The following is a 21,555-nucleotide window of genomic DNA, read 5'->3' on the forward strand; positions in this document are numbered from 1 at the left end:
GCATGTTTGATTTTTTATGTAAAAATGTTTCTTCTAAGTAATAAAGCTTAGGATATGTTTTTCCTGTGCTTTATTTATAAAAATAGATTTACTTTATTAGGTACCGGTGATAAGATACATTTAAGATTATAGTAATAAATATTACTTATATGAAAAATGTAGTAATTTTTATTACTTTAATTTTGTAAGCGTTATCCTGAGTAGAGCATTGATTAGAATATATTAAAATCGAAGAGGAGTGTATATCAGTGAGTAATTTAGCACCAGTATTATCTGAAGACATTATTAAGAGAGCAAAATTTCTTAACACAACTCTTATATCCGATGCAATGGGGTGTACAGGCTCAATGGATTATAAAATTAAGCCTGTATCTACAGGAATGAAGGTAGTTGGAACTGCTCTAACTGTAAGTTTAAGACCTGGAGATAACTTATTTCTTCATCAGGCGATCTATGACGGGACAGAAGGTTATGTATTAGTTGCTGATGGGAAGGGGCATACCGCAAATGCTTATCTCGGAGAATTAATGGCAGCTGCAGCTAAATCTATGGGAATAGAGGGCATTATTATAGACGGGGCAGTTCGTGATAAGGAGACGCTTAGTCAATCAGATTTCCCTATTTTTTCAAAAGGGTTTATTCCAAATGGCCCTCTAAAAGACGGTCCAGGTGAATTACATAAACCTATTTCTTGTGGAGGTGTAGCCGTTATTCCAGGAGATCTAATTATAGGTGATGATGACGGGGTTGTTGTAGTTCCAAAAGCAAAAATTGAAGAGGTTCTTTCTAAAGCTGAAAAAAAATTAGAGTATGAAAAAACACGTTTAGAAACGATTGAAGCATTTGAAAAAGCACGTCTGAAAGGTGAAGTTGGAGGCAACATTCAGCCTTCATGGTTAAGAGAACAAATGAAAGTATATGGATTATAAACAGAAGGGAGAGGTTTAAAATGAAATTGGGTTTTATTGGATTTGGAGAGGCAGCCTTTGAGTTGTCAGTTGGTCTAAAAGGCGAAGGGCTAGAAACCACTTTTGCTCATGATGTTATGATAGACCATCCTACATTTGGTCCACAAATTAAAGAACGGGCTGCTCAAGCTCAAGTGGAGCTTCTTTGTAGACCTCAAGAAGTTTTAAAACAAGTAGATATAGTAATGGTAGCAGTACCCGCAGATAAAGCACTTGAAGTTAGTGAGATGCTAAAACCATTTATAAAGAAAGGTTGTATCTATGTAGATGTATCAGCTTCCACTCCCATCATAAAACAAAAAATTGATATAAATATACGAGAGAAGAATGCATTCTTTGTGGATGCCGCAATGCTAGGTCCCTTGCCGGTATATAAACATAAGGTTCCCATTTCAGCAAGTGGAAATGGTGTAGATCGATTAATATCCTTAATGAATCCTTACGGTATGAACATAACTAAAGTAAGTGAAAAACCTGGTGATGCTTCTGCTGTAAAACTAATCCGCAGCATTTATATGAAAGGTGTAGTTGCTCTTTATCTAGAGTTATTAGAAGCTTCTCATGAATTTAATGTAGAACAATTAGTCTTAGATTCTATTAGTGAAACTCTTGATAGCAAGAGCTTTAGAGAAACAATGAACCGATTAGTAACCGGAACGTCTATACATGCATTAAGAAGATCAATTGAGTTAGACGGTTCTATTCAAATGCTAGAGGCTTCTAATTTAGATTCTGTTATGTCTAAAGCAGCAAAAAGTAAGCTAGAAACATTGGCTTCATTTAATTTAAAAGAAAAGTTTAAAGGACAAAAGCCAGACCATTGGTTGGATGTTATCAAGGCATGTAAAGAAGATGTTACTGTAAACAATTAAATAAACTCATCTATTATATTAATATTAAGTTAAGGGGTGTATTTGCATGGGAGTATGGAATTTTCAAGGCGGTTCTATTTGGTCAGAAAAAGGGTTCATTCCAAATAAGTCTACAAGTATAACAGTTACTCATGAGGATGATAGGGATATTCATTTATCTGAATCTAGTGTAATTTTACCAGGACTAGTAGATTTTCATTGTCATTTATGGGCGCCTGGAGCAGAGATTGGTGTTACAGATAAACAATATCTCTCCTCAGGAGTAACTACAGTTGGGGACGCAGGTACTTTTGGTTATGACGGATGGGAAGAGGCAAATCGTTACTGGGAAAACAGCCCGTTAACAGTGCGTTCTTGGTTATCAGCCTTACCAGAAGGGCTAACTAATCACCCCAACCCTAATCCGACCAAGCCTGAAAACATTTCGTTGGATCGAATTGTGGAAGTTGCATCTTCAGCTGAAGATAGTTTATTAGGAATTAAGATTCGCTTAGGCCAGGTGGACGAAACTACTGACCGATCTTTATTACGCTTAGCAAGAAAAGCAGCCGATCGAACCGATTTACGAATGATGGTTCATTTAACTGGAACGAAACTAGATATTGAAGAGGTAACACAATATTTGAATAAAGGGGACATTCTAACTCATCCATTTCAAGGAAGGAATGGAAACGTGTTAAATACTGCTGGAAAGGTAAAAAAAGAATTTCTAGCTGCAGTGGAAAGAGGAATATTATTAGATATCGGCCACGGTAGAAAACACTTTAATTGGGATGTTTTTTATAAATGCTTAGCTGAGGGAATTAAACCAGATACTATCAGTACAGATTTAACAAGCGCGTCATGGGGAGAATACCCTGTTTATAACATGAGCTACATAATTTCTAAAATGATTGTAGGTGGACTGTCTCTAGATGAAGCTTTTAGAGCAGTTCTGGTAACAGCTCCTAAATTGTTAGGAATTGATAATTTTACTTCTACTCCAAAAAACCTTGTGGTTCTAGATTCTGCTTCCACTGAGACTGCTTTTCCCGATGTAGATGGAGGAACCGTGTTAGGTAACATTAATTATCAACCAAAACATTTAATATTTAACGGTATACCAAGCATTGAGAGCATTCTCAATTAAAAATAAACGTTTTTTGACACTATCACAAAAAGTTTTATTATTAGACTTGATTTAGTTAATTTTGCTGGCTGTATTGAGGAGAAAACAGAAGGATAAACGGAGATACTCTTACACATCTTACAGAACCATAAGAGTATCTCTTTATTTTCAAAACAAATGTAAGCGCTATTAAAATTTCTTTTTATTATTTTAAAAGGAGGAATTTCAATGGAAAATTCTCAATTGAATTTCGAAAAGAAGACAATTCGAAAGGTAACACAAAGAATTATCCCTTTTCTATTTTTACTCTATATTATTTCTTATCTAGACAGGGCAAATGTAGGATATGCAGCATTGGAAATGAATGAAGCACTAGGACTAACAAGTAAAATGTTTGGTCTCGTTACAGGTATTTTTTTTATTGGTTATTTTATCTTTGAAGTACCAAGTAATATTTTAATGCAAAAATTTGGGGCAAGAGTTTGGATTACTAGAATTCTCATTACTTGGGGAATTATCTCTATGGCAACCGGGTTTGCTCAGAGTGCTAATCAACTTTATATTATTAGATTCTTTCTTGGAGTAGCAGAAGCAGGTTTATTTCCTGGTGTTATTCTATATCTTACTTATTGGTTTCGAGCTAAGGAAAGAGCAAGTACAATTGCGATGTTTATGACAGCAATCGCAGTTTCTTATATTATTGGAGCTCCCGTTTCTACTCTAATTATGGATCATATTCATTGGATGAATGTACCTGGATGGCGTTGGATGTTTATTATAGAAGGGGCCCCTGCTGTTGTTTTAGGATTTGTAACATATTTCTACTTAACAGACCGACCAGAACAAGCAAAGTGGTTAACAGATGAAGAAAAAAATTGGTTGATTTCAGAATTAAGAAAAGACGAGGAGCTAAGAGAAAAGAAAGGCCAACAAACCTCTAGTCATAAGACAGCCTTGACTGATCCTAAACTGTGGCACCTCTCTTTAATTTACTTTGTATATACTGCAGGCACACTAGGCGTTGGTTATTGGATGCCCCAAATTATTAAAGGATTGTCGAGCTACTTAACAAACACACAGATTGGATTCATTGCTACAATTCCTTACATTATTGCTTCAATAGTAATGAACTACTGGTCAAGGCGTTCGGACCGTACTGGCGAAAGACGTGTACACACAGCTTTACCGTTACTCGTATCTGGTTTAACGTTATTTAGTGTAGGGATGGTATCTAATCCATTTATTGCGATGATTTTAATAACAACTTCATTGGCAGCAATGTATTGTTTTAAAGGTCCTTTTTGGTCATTGCCAACTATGATATTAAGTCCAGCCACAGCAGCTGTTGGGATTGCAATAATTAATTCGATTGGAAATCTAGGAGGTTTTGTTGGCCCTTATGCAGTTGGATGGTTAAAAGATTCTACAGGAAACATGCAATCTGGTTTAATCTTCTTAAGTATTATTTTAATTATAGCTTTTATATTAGTATTAGCTATGAAGTTTGATAAAAAGATAATTGCTTTAAAGAGTCAGAAGGAAATAGGGAAAATCTAACTTAAAAATTCAAAGAACATGTCTGGAGTATCTATAGTATAAAAGTGGAGATAATCTTTGAACTGGAGTGTTTTTTCATGTGGATGGTTACTATAATAAATGCTTATTCAAGAGAAAATAATATTACCATATTCGAATTCAAAACAGAAAAAGAGGCCGAAGAAACATATAATAACTTGCAAAAAAGGAAAATTTTTTCCGACATTTTCTACTGTCAAAACCATTTTTAATACTTTCAAAAACCTTACTAGTTAATATCTTGATAATGGAACTAACTTATGCCACTTTACCTAAAGCAATGGGTTACAATAAATTAGTTGTAGTCGGGAAAATATGCTATTGGTCGCTAATAGTTACAAACGCTAAAACTACAACCCATAAAAATTGATTTATTAAATCTTCTTAATATAATCCTTTTTATTTTATATTAATTTGTATTTAATGATAGAGCTTAAAGTCAGTGTTAAACTTAAAATTTAACATTTAAAAAGTTTATTGGCTACCGATAATCAAACTTATGTTAACTCAAAAAGAAAAAGCCTATGTGCTTGCCAGAAGTACATAGGTTTTTAATAATTAAGACCATTAATATATAACTACTATTACCTCAGTAACTGTTCCATCTTTTCTTCTGTTTCGTTTTCCTGACGAGGCTGATAAACAGTCACTTTTAATTCAGGTGCATCATACACTTGGAGCGTAATATGATCCATAATCATTTTTCCTGCCACAGGGTGAATAATGGTCTTTTTTCCACAAGGTGTGCCTAAAACTTCATGATTAGACCACCACTTGTAAAACTGAGGGCTTTTCTCGCTAAGTTCACTAATCATAGCTTTAAACCACTCATCTCCGACGAAGCGCGTGTAAGCTAGGCGGAATTGGGCAATTAGTCGTTGGGCATGATCTTCCCAATTTTGAAAAAGGTTTTGATATTCTTGGGAAGTGAAGCAGCGCCACACTGCATTGCGGTTTCGCTCGTCCATCTCGTTAAAGTCTCCAAATACCATTACAGCAGCTTTATTCCAGTCTACGATATTAAGTTTTTCGTCTGTTACATAGGCAGGGCAATGAGCTAATTGGCTTAATAGATTTTTTACGACACGATCTATATTTTCTCTTTCATTCTGCATGGTTGCAGATGGAAGGGGCTGATTGCCTAGTAAGAATAAATGCTCCATTTCTTCTTTGTTTAATTTAAAAATACGGGATATGGCTTCTAATACTTCGGAAGATACTTGTATATCTCGTCCTTGTTCCAGCCACGTATACCAAGTTATGCCGACTCCTGCTAGTTGAGACACTTCTTCTCTACGTAATCCTTTAGCTCTTCTTCTCGGTCCAATAGGCAGGTTAAAATCTTTTGGAGACAATCGTTCTCGTCTTATCTTTAGAAAATCCCCTAATTCTTTTCTTCTTTCTTTATCGCTTACCATGATTTTACTCCTTTGTGTAGGTAATACTTTTACTACTAGTATAACTAGACTCCTATTACCATTATAATCCTTATTTTATGATCTAGGTAAGGGAGGTGAAACAGATGATAGTAAAAGATAGCGAAAAGACGTCTGATATATCAAAAGGATTAGTTCTTTTAATGGCTACAGTTTGTGGGTTTTCAGTGGCTAACGTCTACTTGAACCAAACTCTTTTAGTAAGCATGTCCGCCAGTTTTCATGTTTCAGCGGCTAGCATAGGCATTATAGCTACTTTAGCTCAAATTGGATACGCACTAGGAAATCTTTTGATAGTACCGTTAGGAGACATCTTTGAACGAAAAAAAATGATTTTGTTTTTATTATTCGCTATATGTATCGTTCTCGCTTTAAACGCTTTATCTATCAACAAAACGTGGATGATGGTTACAAGTTTAGCATTGGGAATTGTAACGGTTGTTCCTCAAATTATTGTTCCGCTGGCTGCAAATATCGCTTCAGATCATAATCGAGGAAAAATTTTAGGGAATGTCGCCATTGGATTAGTTTGTGGTATTTTAGGCGCTCGACTTATTAGTGGTTTTATTGATGTACATTTTGGATGGCGAATGGTGTATTGGACGTCCGCTGTAGCTACACTTTTTATGATTTTGTTAGTTTATATCTATTTTCCAAAAAGTAAAGGAGGAAATGCGACCAGTTATAAACACTTACTCATGTCGTTAGGTCCGTTATTTATAAAAGAAAGAGCCTTGCAACAAGCATGTGTAAGTCAGGGAATGATGTTTGCTTCTTTTAGCACATTTTGGACCACGCTTGTCTTTTTATTACATACACATTCCTATTCGTATGGAAGTGACATGGTAGGGGTAATAGGGTTAGTCGGGATAGCGGGAGCGTTTGCTACGCCTATTATTGGACGTTTAATTGATACAAAAGGGGCAAAGTTTGCAAGTCTTTTGTGTATGTCCATATCTTTATTTGCGTTTATAGGTCTTATACGGGGAGGATACTGGTTACCTGGATTAATTTTAGGAGCTCTCCTTATAACGGTAGGGACTCAAGCGAACCAAGTTGCCTGTCAGTTTACTATTTTCCAATTAGGAGAAGAGAAAAGAAGTCGATTAAATGGATTATATATGGTTTCCACATTTTTAGGCGGGTCCCTAGGGTCTTATGTTGGTTTACTTGCATGGAGTAAATGGGAGTGGCATGGAGTGTGTGCCATAGCCATACTGATGATAGTCATTAGCTTTTGTTCTTTAATTCCAATGAACATTCCTAAAAAATGATAGGGAATTTAATGAATAAGAAAGGAAGTAATATGTAATGGGAACACATACAGATAACTTTCATCGAGGATTAGATATATTAGCTAAGATTGATCCAGAGAATTATGAGGATATAATGGTAGGCTTTGAACAGTCAGCTCTCCCTGATTTAGGAATGCTAGCTGTAGAGTTTAATTACGGACAAATTTTCTCGAGACCAGGTTTAGACTTAAAGTCACGCCTTCTTGCTGCAGTGGCTGGCCTAACTGCATTAGGTAATACGGAACAGCTGAAATTTTATCTGAACGGGGCGTTGAATGTTGGGTGGACACAGGAAGAAATTCTAGAAGCAATGTTACAGATGGTTATTTATGCTGGATTCCCTGTAGCTTTAAATACGATGTTAACAGTTGCCAATGAAGTCTTTTACGAAAGAAATGAAAAGGAGAAACAAAATGATTATTGATAGTCACGCACATGTGGTTTTGCCTATAGAGAAACATATTAAAATGATGGATGACAGTGGAATAGATAAAACCGTATTGTTTTCTACTCTTGTTCATCCAGAAAAAAGCAGCAACGTTAAAGAATTTACAGCTGAAATGAACAAACTAAATCAAATTCTCAATAACGATGTGAATCCCGTACGAGCACGGTTAAATGCGCTAGAAGAAGTAAGCGATGCGATTAACCAATATCCAAATAGGTTTGTAGGATTTGGTTCAGTTCCTCTTTCTTATTCTCCGGGTGATATCACCTTAAACGACTGGGTAGAGAAACTTGTTAAAGAGCAAAAGATGAAAGGTCTCGGAGAATTTACTCTTGGTACAGGTCAAATTCCATTGTTAGAACCTATATTTAAAGCAGCAAGTGACTATACGTCTTTGCCTATCTGGGTACATACTTTTCATCCTTTGAACTTAAAGGATATCCAGGAGTTATTTCTTCTCACTCAAAAATATGAAAATGTGCCGGTGATATACGGGCATATGGGCGGAATTCATTGGCTACAAACGATAGAAATGATAAAAGACACTAAAAATGCTTACTTAGATATATCTGCATTTTATACAACATACGCCTTGTCTTTGGCTATAAAAGAGATACCTGAAAGAACGTTATTTAGTTCAGATTTTCCATATGGAGATCCATATTTAAATCTACAGGCCGTTAAGCGTCATACATCCAGTAGAGAAGTTGCAGACAGAGTGTTAGGCGGGAATATCTCGAATCTGCTTCATATATAAATTCAGCGTTTTTTGTTTGATGTTGTGTTGTACGGGATAGCTATCAGTGAACTTTAAAATTATCTTCTGGCTTAAAATAAAAAAAGGCAGCCAAAGAGCTGCCTTTTAAACCGAATTCTAGAATTCTATTTTAAATATACCATGTTCTGTAGTCTTTCAGTTTCTTAATTCGTCTCTCGGAGATAATTTTAAAGACTCACATTACAAAATCTACTTACTCAATTTTGTTTATTGCTAACGAGAGTGACATGCGGAGTTTTACCTTTTGATTTCCTAGATGAAAGATAAACGCCAGTAAAGATAATAAGTAGTCCAACGATTACGTTTGGAGTAATTGTCTCTCCCAGTAGTAAATAACCCCAGACCATGGCCGAGGCAGGGATCAGGTAAGTAACCGTCGCTGCTAATTCAGGGCCACCATTTTTATTGATATAAAAATAGATTAACTGACCCAATCCTGAGCCAAAACAGCCGAGACCCACAATTGCCAGAAGCGGAAGTGGATGAATCAACAAATCTGATTTGAATGGTTCAGTAAACAACATTCCAATTAAACCGATGATAGCACCTGTTAGTAAGGTGAAGGTTGTTATAGTTAATACGCTCACGCTAGACAAAAACCGCTTTGTTAACTGCCCAGCAAGCCCATAGCAGATACAAGCAACAAGCATTGTTCCAATTCCGACAAACCCTTTCCCGAAAATCTGACCAAATTGAAAATCCATAAGGACGAGTATCCCGAAAAAACCGATAAGAATACCGATCCACTGACGTCCGGTAAGTCGATAAGAAAAAAGAATAAATCCGATAAGACCTGTCCAGATTGGAGTGGTCGCATTTAGAATGGAGGCGGTTGTACTGTTTATCTCAGTTTCGCTTAAGGAAATTAATCCCCACGCCAAGCCACAGTTAAATATACCAACAACAATCAACGCCTTCCAGGGTAGTTTCTCTTTAACTTTTCTACGCTTCCACCATAGAAAAGGGAGCAAGATGATTGCACCTGCTAGACAACGAAAAAACACAATTCCCCATATTCCAGCTGAGGGAAGCAGCCACTTCATAAATACAAAAGATAAACCCCAAATGAAACTAAGCCCAATTAAGGCTCCATACAATCGAAACATAATACACCTCCTTACTTCACTTATTATGGCAAATTTTGTTGATTATTTCATTGCGAAATTTTGCTTTGTAGAACATTTTCTCATGTTTTTTTCGTTATCTCGATATCTTTCTCTAGGTATATAAGGTATTTCTTTTTTTTATAAAATAATAAATTCGACGTTATTCATAGGAATAATTCGGAAAACTTTAGAGTTTTTATTGAAAAGAGAACGTTTGTTCGTGTATAATGTAGGGAACGAATGTTCTTTTTGATAGGTTCTTTGGATCGATTATGAGCAGCTACCAAACAGAGTCATTATATGTATCGACATGAAGGCATTCTTTGCTTTGTTTTTTTCTATATTAAATGCAAACGTTGAAGAAGAGGAGAAAATGAGCTTGTTGGAGGATATTATAATCAGCGCGAAAGAAGCCTACGCGCTTGCCAAAACGATTAATTAAATTTGGCTTTCTCTTTAAGAACATCCAATTATACTATCATCTTAAAGGGAAAAGGTAACTAATATACAAATTATATAAAATTAGTTTTCTAAGGAGAAATAACATTGAACTCTACACTCAATAATTCAGAAGATATAAAAAGGGAAGAAGGACAAAAGCAGCTGCTTGAAAAAAGTCTTCAAGCTCATAGAAATAAAAAATGGATAATCAACTTTACTTGTACTATATCCTTTCTTTTAGCAGTATTATGTTTTTGCTTCCAAGTGCCAGACGCTATAATTATTGCTATTATCTTACTGTTCATATGTGTAACTTTCCAAACCGCACATAAAATGTTAGATAGAAAAATAGAGCTGCGCTTGAAACGTATAAAGCAGGATCATAGAAAGATCATATTCAAGATAAAATAAATCCTAACTTCCTGCCTATACTTTTCTAAAGTTTAGACAATCTTGCCGCGAACTAATAACACGTCATTTTTTTGCTTATTCATTTAAAGTTAGAGGTTTTTGAATAGATGTAATCCAAGAATGAACGCTTTTTTACTTGTTATTGGACTCACTCGATGCTTTAGTTTAAAAAAGGAGGGCTTTATGAATTACTCTAAACTGCTTCAATATCAAGGCTGTATTTATTTAAACTCTATATTTGAACCTGAGGATAACGCGTTAATAGTGGATATTGAACGTTGCAAAATTAGTGGAAATGTAACTGAAGAGATAACAGGAGAAAGCACTTCTTCTTCGTATGCCTCTATTGATGTGGATTACGCACTTCCTATAATTCGACTTACATTTGATTGGTACATTGCATACTCTGTTAGAAACGAAAGTTTTACTGTAATAGATGAATATGAAATGTATAGAGGAGGCGCTTTTGCAGTTTATTCAAAGTCCAGATATCTAGATTTTATCGAAGTTGGTACCATAGCTGACGATATACACCCTGGCCCATTTAAACACTATGGAATACATGCTTTGAATCATATAATTGATGTGGTTTCAACTGAACCTCCAAGTATTTCAGTAATAGAAAGAGATCGCGAACAAAAGTAAAAAAATGGGGTTAATATGTAGCACATTAACTATATTAAGAGGATAGCAACGCTTAATGGATCAAGAGGTGTTATAAGGCAAGGATAGCTTTGCTATAACATTTTGAAATATTTAAGATATTAAAACGCAATTTCGAGGAAAGAAATACAAACCACTTATTATTAATTGAAGAAGGCTATAAACATAAGGGGTAAAAACAATGAAATTTTATGAGGCGTTAACCTATGTAAAAAAGAACTTTTATGAACCCCATCACTTCGTTATAAAAGCTATTCGAGAAGAAGCTCAAAATTCAGATTATGGCGCTGGTATCTTTCAGTTAAATTCAAAATCTGTACGATTTAGGGTGGCGAAAACTACACCTAATAAGGTAGGACAGTTTGTATCCTTTTGGGAAAAAGATGCGACTCATAAAAACCAGGCCTTTTCGGATGGAAAAGCTACCGATCTATTAGTTATTAATACCTTCACTAGTACAAATAGATTTGGACAGTTCATTTTTCCAAAAGAAATTCTTTTAAAACAAAAAATTCTTAAAACGGCTACCACAAAAGGTAAGATGGCAATTAGAGTGTACCCGATATGGGATACACCAACTAGCAAACAAGCTATGGAAACACAGAAATGGCAATTAGAATATTTTGTTGAGATAAATGATGCGAACAATTTGCCCCGCCAAAAATTATTAAAGCTATACTCCTAGAAGGGTAACGATCGAAGCCCTACATACGAATTAACAAGTGTACCTTACATATTATAAGCAGGATCAATGCGTAACAGAGGCAGGATTCATGCAGTTTATGGATTCCTTAGGGGGTCGATTTATTTTTATCAATGGAGTATTTGAATTGAAAAATAAAATGAGTTTAAGTGAACTTGCTGATGTAAGAATCGTGTAAGGCTAACATACATTTATTGACTCAAGTCCAGTAATAAAAAGGGAGAAGTGCAAATGGAATTGTATCGTAAAAAAATCAGAGAATTAATTGAACAATATAGTCAAGAAGATAATTTCTATAAAGAAAATGAGGAAATAATTCAAGATACCGAAGAAAAGCTGAATGTGAAATTTCCAGAGAGCTATCGCTGGTTTCTAAAAGAGTATGGTAGTGGAGGCGATGGACTTGAAGTTAATGGTTGCAAAGATATTTTGTATTATCATAACCGTTTTAAATCCTCTGACCTCCCTAAAGCATACATTATTATTCAACACTGTGATGAATATTCTTATTGCTTAGATACAGAAAAAATGATTAACAATGAATGTCCTGTTGTAAATTGGAGCGCCTTTGAAAAGGGTGTTTATCTAGTTGCAGACAACTTTTATGAATATTTATTAGAAGAGATTAACAATGCTATTGAAAATGATTGGTGGGAAGAGGGCTAATTTCACCTTTAGAGAAGAGCCAGCAACATGGACTGGATCAGCCGGTATAACCATACTGTGATTAATTAGAGGGTATTGTGTTTAACAAACAAGGTCAATATGTACGATTTAGGGTGGCGAAAACTATCCCTAACAAGGTAGGGCAGTTTGTATCCTTTTGGGAAAAAGATGCGACTCATAAAAACCAAGCCTTTTCGTATGAAAAAGCTACCGATCTATTAGTTATTAATACCTTCACTAGTACAAATAGATTTGGACAATTCATTTTTCCAAAAGAAGTTCTTTTAAAACAAAAAATTCTTAAAACGGCTACCACAAAAGGCAAGATGGCAATTAGAGTGTACCCGATATGGGATACACCAACTAGCAAACAAGCTATGGAAACACAGAAATGGCAATTAGAATATTTTGTTGAGACGAACTATACGAATAATTTGCTCCATCAAAAATTATTAAAGCTATACTTCGAGAGTCGCAATGATTAAAGCCTTACATACAAATAAACAAGTGTACTTTACGTACTATAAGAGAAGTCAATGTATAACAGAGACAGGATTCATTCAGTTTGTTGATGCTCTTAGTAATTTATTTATTTTCATGGATCACATGCAGTTAAGTGAACTAATCGATGTTCGCTTTGTATAATGAGCAAACATACTTAAAATGTTTATAATTTTTATAACTATCAAGTCAATTGAAGAAGGGCATTTCTTGCATTTGAAGAATAGTAACACCATTAAATGAATTGAAGGTTGACTATATCATTGCGAGAGCGACAGATTAAAAAATTGAATAGGAGTGTTCCTTGATGACAAATAGCAAAATGAATCCTAAGGTTGATGAATTTTTAACTAAAGCTAAAAAGTGGAAAGAAGAATATGAGACGTTGAGAAAGATTGTTCTTGATTGTGAGTTGACCGAAGATTTTAAGTGGATGAATCCTTGTTATACGTTTGAGAAAAAAAACATTGTTTTAATACATGGATTTAAAGAATACTGTGCGTTGCTGTTTCCTAAAGGTTCTCTGTTACAAGATTCTCATGGTATTCTAATTCAACAAACGGAGAATGTACAAGGGGCACGACAAATTCGGTTTACCAATGTGCAAGAAATAGCTGAAAAGGAAGCCATCTTAAAAGCTTATATTTATGAGGCCATCGAGGTGGAAAAAGCCGGATTAAAAGTCAAAGCTAAAAAGCCTGAAGAACTCATTATTCCTGAAGAGCTACAGCATAAATTTGATGAAATACCTGCTCTAAAAGATGCTTTTACTACATTGACTCCAGGACGGCAAAGAGCATATATTCTTCATTTTTCTGCGGCCAAACAATCTAAGACTCGAGCATCAAGGGTTGAAAAATGCATTCCGAACATTCTTAATGGAAAAGGATTAAATGATTAGTACATTTTATAAATCGTTAATGTATTTGAGGTAAAAATGAAATAAGGTTAAATGAACGATTGATGTTTGATTTGTATAAAAGTAGAGTAGATTAAAAAAATTTATTTGAGGAGAAGATGCTATGGAAGTTTTTGCAGAATATTTAGCGCGTATAGATAGCCCTGACCACCGTCACCGAACAGAGGAGGTTTTGGCTTGGATTGCTAATACTTTCCCGAATTTGGAACCACAAATTAAATGGAATACTCCAATGTTTACTGATCATGGAACATTTATCATCGGCTTTGCCTCAGCGAAACATCATTTGAGCGTTTCACCTGAAGAAACAGGCATGGCGCACTTTAATCATGACATCACCCAGGCTGGATACAGCGCTACCAAAGGTCTGTTTCGAATTTTATGGACTGAGCCAGTAAACTATGAATTACTTAAGAAAATAATCGAGTTTAATATGTTAGATAAGAAAGACTGTTCAACTTTTTGGCGGAAATAAAGAGTAGATTATGAACGGAGAAGAAGGAGGGTATAGAAAGATGGATTTTGAAATGGTTATGAAAGAACTTGAAGCGCTTGGTACGGAACGAATTAAAAAGACTTACATAAACAATGGTGCACACGATCCACTTTTTGGAGTAGCAACAGGAAAAATGAAGCCGCTTGCAAAGAAAATCAAGAAAAATCAGGCTTTGGCCGAGCAGCTTTATGCGTCTGGCAATTATGATGCTATGTATTTTGCTGGTATCATTGCAGACCCAACAGAGATGACTGCGGAGGATTTTGAGCGTTGGATTGATAAAGCGTATTTCTACATGCTATCCGATTATGTAGTTGCAGTAACTTTGTCAGAAACCGATTTTGCGCAAGCTGTTGCTGATAGATGGGTGGCAAGCGGTGAAGAACTTAAAATGTCGGCAGGTTGGAGTTGCTACTGCTGGCTTTTGGGTAATCGTCCTGACGATGAATTTAGCACAAGCAAGATTGCTGATATGCTTAATCAAGTGAAAAATACGATTCACGATTCTCCAGATCGAACGAAATCGGCTATGAATAATTTTATCTATACAGTCGGTGTTTCATATTTGCCACTTCATGAAAAGGCCCTTGAAACTGCAAAGACAGTAGGTCCAGTCGAAGTTAAGAAGGATAAGAAAAAAAGTAGTATTCTTCTTGCTTCCGAAAACATTCAAAAGGATATAGATAGAGGACGGATTGGTTTCAAACGCAAACATGTGAGGTGTTAGCATGATTTGTAATGGAACTGCACTATCTAAAACGAGACTGATAAGTATTTAATGATAATGAGTTTACTATACGTATGATGTTTTGTTCCTTCATAAACCATCCATTGAAGAAGTGGCAGGGGATAAAAGCTAAAAAAATTCTTGAGAAAAGGAGAGGTTAAAAATGAAAACCCAAAAAGGAAACCTAAGAATCTGTCATAAAGGACACAAATATTATAAAAGCAGTAGTTGTCCGACCTGCCCAACCTGTGAGCAAGAACGCAAACCTGAAGATGGATTTCTTTCCATGCTATCAGCACCAGCAAGACGAGCACTGGAAAACAACGGGATAACTTCTTTGCAGCAGCTATCAACATTTAGTGAAAAAGAGATATTACAATTTCACGGTATAGGGCCGGCTTCTTTACCTAAACTTAGAGAAGCTTTGCAGAACAATGGGTTAGTCTTTAAAAATTAAACATTAAGGATAGTTAAAGCAAGAAATAGATCTAGATAAAGTGTACAAATACGCTGGATTTCTGGATATGGAAGGATGTTAAGAGATAAATAGTGGGAAAAAGAAGGGCTGGAGATTTAGATAATGAATAACAAACTAGATAAAGCATTAGCGTTACGAAAGAATGGAAATCACAAAGAATCTAACGAATTGCTAAGTGAATTAGTTAAGGAATTTCCAGACAATGCTTTATATAACTATCAATGTGCTTGGAGCTTTGACGTATTAGGAGAAGAAGAAAAGGCAGTGCCCTTTTACGAAAATGCCATAAAGATAGGATTACCTTCTAAGGATATGGAAGGGGCAATAGTGGGATTGGGCAGCACGTATAGAGCCTTGGGGGAGTATGAAAAATCAAAAAAGACATTTTTAAAAGGAATGGAATTATTCCCAGATAATCACGTAATTAAAGTGTTTTATTCCATGACCTTATACAATTTAAAAGAGCATAGCAAAGCGATGGAACTGCTACTGAAATGCTTACTAAATACAACAAATGACAATGAAATACTAAGTTATAAAAAAGCCTTACATTTCTATTCAGATAAACTTGATCAGACTTGGAAGTAGCTTGTAAAATTCACTGCATATAAGTTCTTTTCCTGAAACGAGGAGAGGACTTTTTTGTAACAATATTGGCAGGCTTCCTTTGATAAAATGACTTTTAAAATGATAGACTGTGAAGAAATACATTTAAACTATAGGAGGCTTTGTTGAACAAGAAAGCCCTTACATATTATATATGTCTAATATGTAAGGAGCCCTATACGAATTACGTTTGAAATAGGAGATTCCTGCTTTGGATCTTGCGCTTCTTTTTTTGTTGAAGCACTTATGTTTGTACAACCCTATCCTTACTAAACTCTTCTTCAATTAGCTTATCCATGAGAAAATGATAAAAAACGTGATAATTTGTTTTAGTTAGTTTGTCCAGTTCCTGGTGAGTGATGATATTATGTTGGATTAGTAAACCTATAGCAGCTGATATACAATTTACTTTTAAATCTTCTTCCCCTAACATATAAATCACCTTCCCTTATTTACTAAGTAACCCATTCTATATAATAGGCATACTTAAGACACGGACTAATATAAGCTCTTTTCTCGAATTATGGATCTCGTGCTGATAGAAAATGATCATAACATTTTCTCAACACTTTTTGATGTATACTGTTATCTTTATATACTGAGCTTTCTTTTCCTGCAAAAAAAACAAAATGATTTCGTTTTTCCCTTATTTTGGAATAATTCATTTATTTTTGACAGTTAGGGGAGCTTCTGAACGTTCAGTATGTATTTAAATGCCAACACTAAAAACTTATGAACGCCATCCAAGGAAAGCGAATAATGGAATTTATTTTAATTGGTTCCTATTATTTCTCTTATGTAAATGCGGTTTTCCTGTAGGTGAAAAAGGGGATTTTAACCATGTTATAAACCTCCCTGTAGGTAATTATTAAATTATATAGGGAAATTTACATTTCAATAAAATACTGTTATTACAAGTTAGTGAGGTAGAAGTATGGAAGAAAACAATAGTGAAAATTTAAAATCGGAAATTATAAAAAAGCACGAGGTATTATTTGCAAAGAGATTGAAGCTTGAGAGTGAAGCAAGCCGTTTGATGTTAGAAATCAATTTATTGGATGCACGGAATACTCTTAATAAAGTAAGTCAGTTAAACCAACAGATAGATGATATAACCTCTGAAATGGATTATTTGAAACAAGCTCTTGAAACCATCAATTAAGCTATATATGAGAGTGTAACTAATTCTATAAGTATAAGCACGAGCAAATTAGAAAAAAGTGATCAACATGGAAGAGAAAGAAGGTATTTCTATGAAATCTATCTTATTAATTGGACAATCAAATATGGCAGGCAGAGGATTTATTGAGGATGTACCGCCGATTTATAATGAGCATATACATATGTTACGAAACGGTAGATGGCAAACGATGGCAGAACCACTTAATTTTGATCGTCACATATCTGGCGTTGGGCCGGCACCTTCTTTTGCTCAAGCTTGGACAGAGGATCATCCGGGCGAGTCCATTGGGTTAATACCATGTGCCGAGGGAGGAAGCTCAATTGATGAGTGGACAATTGACGGACTATTAACCAGACACGCGATTTCTGAAGCAAAATTCGCAATGGAAACAAGTGAGTTAGTGGGAATTCTATGGCATCAAGGAGAAAGCGACAGTTACGGAGAACGTTATAAGACGTATGGAGATAAATTGCTCTCATTATTTAAACACTTGAGAGAAGAATTGAATGCACCAGATATCCCGATTGTTATCGGTGAGTTGGGACATTACCTTGGAGAAGTCGGATTTGGAAAAAGCGCTGTAGAATATAAACAAATAAATCAGATATTATCTAAAGTTGCCCATGCTGAAAAAAATTGTTATTTTGTAACATCAAAAGGCTTAACAGCAAATCCAGATGGCATTCATATTGATGCCGTCTCTCAAAGAAAGTTTGGATTAAGATACTATGAGGCTTTTTCAAAACAAAAGCATGTTTTAGATGTTTTGGACGTTGAGAATGAATGGATTGAAAAGGACGCAAAGCGTGAACTAACTAAAAATGAACGTATATTTGTTGAAAGTATGAAGCTTGCCTTGGGACAAGTAAGTTTTGAGGAGTTTTCTATTAATATCTCTACTATTAATGAAAGTAAGTAAAGCAGAATTAAAAGGTTGAGACAGATTACAGAATAAATCCAACAGAAAGCTTGCAGTATTGCTAAAAAGGAGAAAAGCAATGAAAAAAGCTCTCATTTTTTGTGCAGCTCTTATACTCCTAGTCGTAGGCGCAGGAATGTACATGAACCATTCTAAAGAAAAACAAATGGGGCAAAAACAAAATGATCAAATGTTCCATAAGGCGGAGCAGGCAGCCGTTACATATTTTAAAGAAAAAAGACATAAAGACCTGGTGGTGGAAAAAGCAGATTTTGCGGACCATGGTTTTGATTATATAGAGGTAACGGGGAAGGTGAAAGAAGATAACTCTAAGCAATACGTAGTAAACGTCAGCTACAATGATAACTACCGCGTTACTTCTATTGTAGATATGGATTAAAAACAGATAGAAAATGCTAAAAAAGCACTCACCACAAGTGAGTGCTTTCTCATTAAATAAACAATCCAACCATAATACCTGTTAAAATCGATCCCATTGTTGCCACTAACAGCATCTTCAAGCCAAACTTCGCAACGCGTGAAGCTTGTTCGCCGTTGATTGCTTGGATCGTACCAAGAACGATACCAATTGAGCTGAAGTTTGCAAATGAGATTAAGTAAGCTGATACGATACCGACTGTTTTTTCAGAAAGGTGAGGCATCATTTTTTGGAAGTCAAGCATGGCAACGAATTCGTTTGCTACTACTTTTGTTCCCATTACGCCGTTTAAGACGTAGTTCACTTTGATGATTCAACAAATGCAAAGTTAAATGATCTAGTTTGAGAAATTAAAGGAACGATTATACAGCAAATTGCTCATCTATTGTTAGACACATAATTAAAGAGAAAGATATCTCAAGAGAAAAAAACCTGTAAGAATGAACTTTTATTTCTAAAGAGAAACGAAGGATTTACTAGATAAGTTTATTCCTTTCCATAAGGATAATGCTACTATTGAAAAATTTATTATAAATGAATATGAACTTGGTGAGGCGTCAGTTATTAAAGATGTACTACCAATAGAGAAGAAATTTGTATTAGAGCTGGTAAAAAAATTTGATGAATTAGCTTGTCCTGATTCACGACTTTTATTTTCTGAAAAGAAATATGTACTCATACCATTATTAAAATGAAATTTTCTTCATACATTAAAAGAAAACGAGAATAGCCCATAATCTTATCTAATTTTACGGTAGCTTCAATTCTGCGGTTTCGAAGGGAGTTTCGTTAACGTTGAGAGAGCCAATTTTTTTACAACCAATGTTCCAAGAACGTATATGGGGAGGGAGGAAATTAGAAGAAGAATATAATTATCTAATTCCCTCTTCACTAACCGGAGAATGCTGGGCAATATCAGCACATCCCCATGGGCAGAGCATTATCAAAAGAGGAAAGTATCAACAATTAACACTTAGTCAATTATGGAGCAAGCATCGGCATCTATTTGGTCACCTTAAAAATAACCAATTTCCTTTGTTAACAAAAATTATAGATGCGAATGATGACTTGTCGATTCAAGTCCACCCAAATGATGATTATGCAAATAAATATGAGAATGGAGAACTAGGTAAAACTGAATGTTGGTATATTATTGATTGTGAGAAGGATGCTGAAATCATTATTGGACATCATGCACAAACTAAACAAGAGTTTGTTGAAAAAGTCAAGAATAGACAGTGGTCTCAATTGTTACGCCGTATTAAGATTAAGCCAGGAGATTTTTTTCATATTCCAAGCGGGGTACTTCATGCAATATGTAAAGGAACTCTTTTATTAGAAACACAACAAAACTCCGATACAACTTATCGTGTTTATGATTACGATCGGCTTAATGAAAATGGAAGCCTACGTAAGCTACATATGGAAAAAGCAATTGACGTTATAACTATTCCGCATGTAGATACAGATGTTGAGCCTATTATTACTAAAACAGGGGCGGCAAATATAATCACTTTTATACAATGTGATTATTTCACTCTTTATAAATGGGACATTTTTAATCAACTTAAAGTAAAACAAGATCAACCCTTTATGCTTGCTAGTGTCATTAAAGGCAAAGGAAGCATTAAAATGGCAGAACAAGAATATGTAATCCGTAAAGGAGATCATTTTATTTTACCCTATAAAATAGAAGATTTTATTATTGTCGGCAATGTTCAACTTATCGTATCACATCCCTCGGTGAATCCGAATCCATAAACATAAATTAATCTTTAATAAGAAATTAAGGTATACCAGACCGTCTAAGTTCCGTAAAAAGGTTATAAGGTTCTTCTATACCTGACTTTTCTTCCAAACATATAGAGTAGAGATTACTATAATGAGGCGTCTTAATTTGAAAAGAATTATTCTTGCAGAAGGAGTGGGTACGTGGTTCAGAGCGTTAACTACTGTTATAAATAAACACCTTCTTTCGGTGGGATCTTATTCAATGCTCTATTCTATGGCCGATAAAAAATTAAGGGAAGCTGAAATCACTGATGTATTATTATTGATAAATAAAGCTGATCTTGAAATGTTTAGTGAAACCCTTGGAAATGGGTAGCATCTCGGAGTTAATTTGTTTTTCCTTCTCCAAGAGTGACCTAATGGAATTGGAGATGAGGTAAGCCTATTCCACCTAAACCTAACTTATATGTTGTAGGAATATATATGATTCATCTGTTTTTAAGTATATTTTCAGTTCTGTGCGATCGGGAAGAGGGGAGCCTGGAGATATCTATAGCTTTGACAGTAGTAATGAGAAAACGAACTTAGAAGTTATGAAAACTATTCTTGAAACGCTTGGCGAAATCAAAAAGTTGATTATATTTATAGAAGATAGGAACTAAAAAATTGAGCGGCATGTAAATTACGCCTATGGGTAAAAGAAGCAATAAAAATAGGGGATATATTATAGTATGAAGGTCTTGGTTACTAGAGGAGATGGGCGGCTCGGGAAAAATTTCGCAGTTAATTGGAAGAAGAGAGCCAATGGGCTCGCTATTTCTAGAAAGGTATTAGACATTACTTCTTTTAAATCAGTTTTAAATAAAGTTTATAAGCGGGAAATTGTTAGCCGCTGCGCTGTTTGTACAGCTGCAGATGCTTGTGAAAAAATGCAGCTATCGGCTATTCAAATTGTCCACAAATGTTTTGTATTAAGTAAAATTGAGTTATTAACTATTTAAGATGATTGCACAAGAGTAGATTCCGTTAGGAATCTATATCTTTTTTTAAATAAATGCAACCTTTATAAAAATAATAATGACTATT

General features: G+C 35.0%; 27 protein-coding genes and 1 pseudogene. 24 read left to right on the forward strand and 4 right to left on the reverse strand.

The window, feature by feature from the left end:
- Window positions 1–248: 248 nt before the first annotated feature.
- The 4 genes from ACRPLQ_RS04630 (at window position 249) to ACRPLQ_RS04645 (ending at window position 4,505) form a co-directional block, all read left to right on the forward strand.
- Window positions 249–929 (forward strand): RraA family protein, encoded by a 681-nt coding sequence (locus tag ACRPLQ_RS04630; RefSeq protein WP_432235729.1) that lies wholly within the window; start codon window positions 249–251, stop codon window positions 927–929.
- A 20-nt stretch (window positions 930–949) separates the two neighbouring features.
- The gene (locus ACRPLQ_RS04635; protein ID WP_432235730.1) at window positions 950–1,840 is read left to right on the forward strand and encodes a prephenate dehydrogenase/arogenate dehydrogenase family protein; all 891 of its coding nucleotides are present in this window, start codon (window positions 950–952) and stop codon (window positions 1,838–1,840) included.
- 46 nt (window positions 1,841–1,886) lie between these two features.
- Window positions 1,887–2,969 (forward strand): amidohydrolase family protein, encoded by a 1,083-nt coding sequence (locus ACRPLQ_RS04640; protein ID WP_432235731.1) that lies wholly within the window; start codon window positions 1,887–1,889, stop codon window positions 2,967–2,969.
- 207 nt (window positions 2,970–3,176) lie between these two features.
- Complete coding sequence (locus ACRPLQ_RS04645; protein ID WP_432235732.1) at window positions 3,177–4,505, forward strand: MFS transporter; 1,329 nt, start codon at window positions 3,177–3,179, stop codon at window positions 4,503–4,505.
- A 602-nt stretch (window positions 4,506–5,107) separates the two neighbouring features.
- Here ACRPLQ_RS04645 and ACRPLQ_RS04650 read toward each other — a convergent pair.
- Window positions 5,108–5,941 (reverse strand): helix-turn-helix transcriptional regulator, encoded by an 834-nt coding sequence (locus tag ACRPLQ_RS04650; RefSeq protein WP_432235733.1) that lies wholly within the window; start codon window positions 5,939–5,941, stop codon window positions 5,108–5,110.
- 104 nt (window positions 5,942–6,045) lie between these two features.
- Between ACRPLQ_RS04650 and ACRPLQ_RS04655 the strand changes: the two genes are divergently transcribed.
- From ACRPLQ_RS04655 to ACRPLQ_RS04665, 3 genes are read left to right on the forward strand one after another with little or no spacing between them, the layout of a single operon-like run.
- Window positions 6,046–7,233, forward strand: a complete 1,188-nt coding sequence (locus tag ACRPLQ_RS04655; RefSeq protein ID WP_432235734.1) for an MFS transporter — start codon at window positions 6,046–6,048, stop codon at window positions 7,231–7,233.
- A 37-nt stretch (window positions 7,234–7,270) separates the two neighbouring features.
- Window positions 7,271–7,678 (forward strand): carboxymuconolactone decarboxylase family protein, encoded by a 408-nt coding sequence (locus ACRPLQ_RS04660; RefSeq protein ID WP_165636310.1) that lies wholly within the window; start codon window positions 7,271–7,273, stop codon window positions 7,676–7,678.
- On the forward strand, window positions 7,668–8,459 hold the full coding sequence (locus ACRPLQ_RS04665) for an amidohydrolase family protein (protein WP_165636311.1): 792 nt from the start codon (window positions 7,668–7,670) through the stop codon (window positions 8,457–8,459). Before ACRPLQ_RS04660 ends, ACRPLQ_RS04665 begins: the two co-directional genes overlap by 11 nt.
- A 218-nt stretch (window positions 8,460–8,677) precedes the next feature.
- On the opposite strand, the gene ACRPLQ_RS04670 is transcribed toward ACRPLQ_RS04665, so the two are convergent.
- Window positions 8,678–9,586 carry a DMT family transporter gene (locus ACRPLQ_RS04670; protein WP_432235735.1) on the reverse strand — a complete coding sequence of 303 codons (909 nt, stop codon included), beginning with the start codon at window positions 9,584–9,586 and terminating at the stop codon, window positions 8,678–8,680.
- A gap of 546 nt (window positions 9,587–10,132) precedes the next feature.
- Here ACRPLQ_RS04670 and ACRPLQ_RS04675 point away from each other — a divergent pair.
- The 11 genes from ACRPLQ_RS04675 (at window position 10,133) to ACRPLQ_RS04725 (ending at window position 16,179) form a co-directional block, all read left to right on the forward strand.
- Window positions 10,133–10,438 (forward strand): hypothetical protein, encoded by a 306-nt coding sequence (locus tag ACRPLQ_RS04675; RefSeq protein WP_064471965.1) that lies wholly within the window; start codon window positions 10,133–10,135, stop codon window positions 10,436–10,438.
- 183 nt (window positions 10,439–10,621) lie between these two features.
- Window positions 10,622–11,083 carry a hypothetical protein gene (locus tag ACRPLQ_RS04680; protein WP_432235736.1) on the forward strand — a complete coding sequence of 154 codons (462 nt, stop codon included), beginning with the start codon at window positions 10,622–10,624 and terminating at the stop codon, window positions 11,081–11,083.
- 199 nt (window positions 11,084–11,282) lie between these two features.
- Window positions 11,283–11,786, forward strand: a complete 504-nt coding sequence (locus ACRPLQ_RS04685; protein ID WP_367076947.1) for a MepB family protein — start codon at window positions 11,283–11,285, stop codon at window positions 11,784–11,786.
- Between the two features lie 249 nt (window positions 11,787–12,035).
- Window positions 12,036–12,470, forward strand: coding sequence for an SMI1/KNR4 family protein (locus ACRPLQ_RS04690; protein ID WP_108674819.1), 435 nt, complete (start codon window positions 12,036–12,038; stop codon window positions 12,468–12,470).
- A 77-nt stretch (window positions 12,471–12,547) separates the two neighbouring features.
- On the forward strand, window positions 12,548–12,955 hold the full coding sequence (locus ACRPLQ_RS04695) for a MepB family protein (protein WP_108674818.1): 408 nt from the start codon (window positions 12,548–12,550) through the stop codon (window positions 12,953–12,955).
- Window positions 12,948–13,115, forward strand: a complete 168-nt coding sequence (locus ACRPLQ_RS04700) for a hypothetical protein (protein WP_226313303.1) — start codon at window positions 12,948–12,950, stop codon at window positions 13,113–13,115. The genes ACRPLQ_RS04695 and ACRPLQ_RS04700 overlap by 8 nt, the downstream gene beginning before the upstream one ends.
- A gap of 163 nt (window positions 13,116–13,278) precedes the next feature.
- Window positions 13,279–13,872, forward strand: a complete 594-nt coding sequence (locus ACRPLQ_RS04705) for a YdeI/OmpD-associated family protein (protein ID WP_034267152.1) — start codon at window positions 13,279–13,281, stop codon at window positions 13,870–13,872.
- Window positions 13,873–13,993: 121 nt separating this feature from the next.
- Entirely contained in the window at window positions 13,994–14,365 is a 372-nt protein-coding gene (locus ACRPLQ_RS04710; RefSeq protein ID WP_098999706.1) for an iron chaperone, read from the forward strand.
- 40 nt (window positions 14,366–14,405) lie between these two features.
- On the forward strand, window positions 14,406–15,113 hold the full coding sequence (locus ACRPLQ_RS04715) for a DNA alkylation repair protein (RefSeq protein ID WP_432235737.1): 708 nt from the start codon (window positions 14,406–14,408) through the stop codon (window positions 15,111–15,113).
- A gap of 163 nt (window positions 15,114–15,276) precedes the next feature.
- On the forward strand, window positions 15,277–15,570 hold the full coding sequence (locus ACRPLQ_RS04720) for an RNA polymerase alpha subunit C-terminal domain-containing protein (protein WP_098999708.1): 294 nt from the start codon (window positions 15,277–15,279) through the stop codon (window positions 15,568–15,570).
- A 123-nt stretch (window positions 15,571–15,693) separates the two neighbouring features.
- Window positions 15,694–16,179, forward strand: coding sequence for a tetratricopeptide repeat protein (locus ACRPLQ_RS04725; RefSeq protein WP_108674815.1), 486 nt, complete (start codon window positions 15,694–15,696; stop codon window positions 16,177–16,179).
- Between the two features lie 262 nt (window positions 16,180–16,441).
- Here the strand turns inward: ACRPLQ_RS04725 and ACRPLQ_RS04730 are convergent, their stop codons facing one another.
- On the reverse strand, window positions 16,442–16,630 hold the full coding sequence (locus ACRPLQ_RS04730) for a hypothetical protein (RefSeq protein ID WP_014458940.1): 189 nt from the start codon (window positions 16,628–16,630) through the stop codon (window positions 16,442–16,444).
- 501 nt (window positions 16,631–17,131) lie between these two features.
- Here ACRPLQ_RS04730 and ACRPLQ_RS04735 point away from each other — a divergent pair.
- From ACRPLQ_RS04735 to ACRPLQ_RS04745, 3 genes are all read left to right on the forward strand, one after another.
- Window positions 17,132–17,359, forward strand: a complete 228-nt coding sequence (locus ACRPLQ_RS04735) for a hypothetical protein (RefSeq protein WP_251439580.1) — start codon at window positions 17,132–17,134, stop codon at window positions 17,357–17,359.
- Window positions 17,360–17,450: 91 nt separating this feature from the next.
- Window positions 17,451–18,299: a sialate O-acetylesterase gene (locus ACRPLQ_RS04740; protein WP_165636323.1), complete on the forward strand. Its 849-nt coding sequence runs from the start codon at window positions 17,451–17,453 to the stop codon at window positions 18,297–18,299.
- Between the two features lie 79 nt (window positions 18,300–18,378).
- Window positions 18,379–18,699, forward strand: coding sequence for a hypothetical protein (locus tag ACRPLQ_RS04745; RefSeq protein ID WP_165636324.1), 321 nt, complete (start codon window positions 18,379–18,381; stop codon window positions 18,697–18,699).
- A gap of 52 nt (window positions 18,700–18,751) precedes the next feature.
- On the opposite strand, the pseudogene ACRPLQ_RS04750 reads toward ACRPLQ_RS04745, so the two are convergent.
- A pseudogene (locus ACRPLQ_RS04750) lies at window positions 18,752–19,024 on the reverse strand (nucleoside transporter C-terminal domain-containing protein); the annotation flags it as partial.
- 509 nt (window positions 19,025–19,533) lie between these two features.
- Here ACRPLQ_RS04750 and manA point away from each other — a divergent pair.
- The 3 genes from manA to ACRPLQ_RS04765 all read left to right on the forward strand — a co-directional run bounded on the left by manA (window position 19,534) and on the right by ACRPLQ_RS04765 (window position 21,470).
- Window positions 19,534–20,499, forward strand: a complete 966-nt coding sequence (manA, locus tag ACRPLQ_RS04755) for a mannose-6-phosphate isomerase, class I (protein ID WP_260506424.1) — start codon at window positions 19,534–19,536, stop codon at window positions 20,497–20,499.
- 136 nt (window positions 20,500–20,635) lie between these two features.
- Window positions 20,636–20,845, forward strand: coding sequence for a sugar phosphate nucleotidyltransferase (locus ACRPLQ_RS04760; RefSeq protein WP_221817686.1), 210 nt, complete (start codon window positions 20,636–20,638; stop codon window positions 20,843–20,845).
- 355 nt (window positions 20,846–21,200) lie between these two features.
- Window positions 21,201–21,470 carry a sugar nucleotide-binding protein gene (locus ACRPLQ_RS04765; RefSeq protein WP_221817685.1) on the forward strand — a complete coding sequence of 90 codons (270 nt, stop codon included), beginning with the start codon at window positions 21,201–21,203 and terminating at the stop codon, window positions 21,468–21,470.
- The last annotated feature ends 85 nt before the right edge of the window (window positions 21,471–21,555 follow it).

The sequence above is a fragment of the Priestia sp. TRN 1309 genome (genome assembly GCF_050846875.1).
GTDB lineage: Bacteria > Bacillota > Bacilli > Bacillales > Bacillaceae_H > Priestia > Priestia zanthoxyli.

Excerpts from the sequence above, each read along its gene's own strand:
- ACRPLQ_RS04635 (WP_432235730.1), top strand. The coding sequence starts at position 950 with ATGAAATTGGGTTTTATTGGATTTGGAGAGGCAGCCTTTGAGTTGTCA.
- ACRPLQ_RS04640 (WP_432235731.1), top strand. The coding sequence starts at position 1,887 with ATGGGAGTATGGAATTTTCAAGGCGGTTCTATTTGGTCAGAAAAAGGG.
- ACRPLQ_RS04645 (WP_432235732.1), top strand. The coding sequence starts at position 3,177 with ATGGAAAATTCTCAATTGAATTTCGAAAAGAAGACAATTCGAAAGGTA.
- ACRPLQ_RS04650 (WP_432235733.1), bottom strand. The coding sequence starts at position 5,941 with ATGGTAAGCGATAAAGAAAGAAGAAAAGAATTAGGGGATTTTCTAAAG.
- ACRPLQ_RS04655 (WP_432235734.1), top strand. The coding sequence starts at position 6,046 with ATGATAGTAAAAGATAGCGAAAAGACGTCTGATATATCAAAAGGATTA.
- ACRPLQ_RS04660 (WP_165636310.1), top strand. The coding sequence starts at position 7,271 with ATGGGAACACATACAGATAACTTTCATCGAGGATTAGATATATTAGCT.
- ACRPLQ_RS04665 (WP_165636311.1), top strand. The coding sequence starts at position 7,668 with ATGATTATTGATAGTCACGCACATGTGGTTTTGCCTATAGAGAAACAT.
- ACRPLQ_RS04670 (WP_432235735.1), bottom strand. The coding sequence starts at position 9,586 with ATGTTTCGATTGTATGGAGCCTTAATTGGGCTTAGTTTCATTTGGGGT.
- ACRPLQ_RS04680 (WP_432235736.1), top strand. The coding sequence starts at position 10,622 with ATGAATTACTCTAAACTGCTTCAATATCAAGGCTGTATTTATTTAAAC.
- ACRPLQ_RS04685 (WP_367076947.1), top strand. The coding sequence starts at position 11,283 with ATGAAATTTTATGAGGCGTTAACCTATGTAAAAAAGAACTTTTATGAA.
- ACRPLQ_RS04690 (WP_108674819.1), top strand. The coding sequence starts at position 12,036 with ATGGAATTGTATCGTAAAAAAATCAGAGAATTAATTGAACAATATAGT.
- ACRPLQ_RS04700 (WP_226313303.1), top strand. The coding sequence starts at position 12,948 with ATGATTAAAGCCTTACATACAAATAAACAAGTGTACTTTACGTACTAT.
- ACRPLQ_RS04705 (WP_034267152.1), top strand. The coding sequence starts at position 13,279 with ATGACAAATAGCAAAATGAATCCTAAGGTTGATGAATTTTTAACTAAA.
- ACRPLQ_RS04710 (WP_098999706.1), top strand. The coding sequence starts at position 13,994 with ATGGAAGTTTTTGCAGAATATTTAGCGCGTATAGATAGCCCTGACCAC.
- ACRPLQ_RS04715 (WP_432235737.1), top strand. The coding sequence starts at position 14,406 with ATGGATTTTGAAATGGTTATGAAAGAACTTGAAGCGCTTGGTACGGAA.
- ACRPLQ_RS04720 (WP_098999708.1), top strand. The coding sequence starts at position 15,277 with ATGAAAACCCAAAAAGGAAACCTAAGAATCTGTCATAAAGGACACAAA.
- ACRPLQ_RS04725 (WP_108674815.1), top strand. The coding sequence starts at position 15,694 with ATGAATAACAAACTAGATAAAGCATTAGCGTTACGAAAGAATGGAAAT.
- ACRPLQ_RS04730 (WP_014458940.1), bottom strand. The coding sequence starts at position 16,630 with ATGTTAGGGGAAGAAGATTTAAAAGTAAATTGTATATCAGCTGCTATA.
- ACRPLQ_RS04735 (WP_251439580.1), top strand. The coding sequence starts at position 17,132 with ATGGAAGAAAACAATAGTGAAAATTTAAAATCGGAAATTATAAAAAAG.
- ACRPLQ_RS04740 (WP_165636323.1), top strand. The coding sequence starts at position 17,451 with ATGAAATCTATCTTATTAATTGGACAATCAAATATGGCAGGCAGAGGA.
- ACRPLQ_RS04745 (WP_165636324.1), top strand. The coding sequence starts at position 18,379 with ATGAAAAAAGCTCTCATTTTTTGTGCAGCTCTTATACTCCTAGTCGTA.
- ACRPLQ_RS04765 (WP_221817685.1), top strand. The coding sequence starts at position 21,201 with ATGAAGGTCTTGGTTACTAGAGGAGATGGGCGGCTCGGGAAAAATTTC.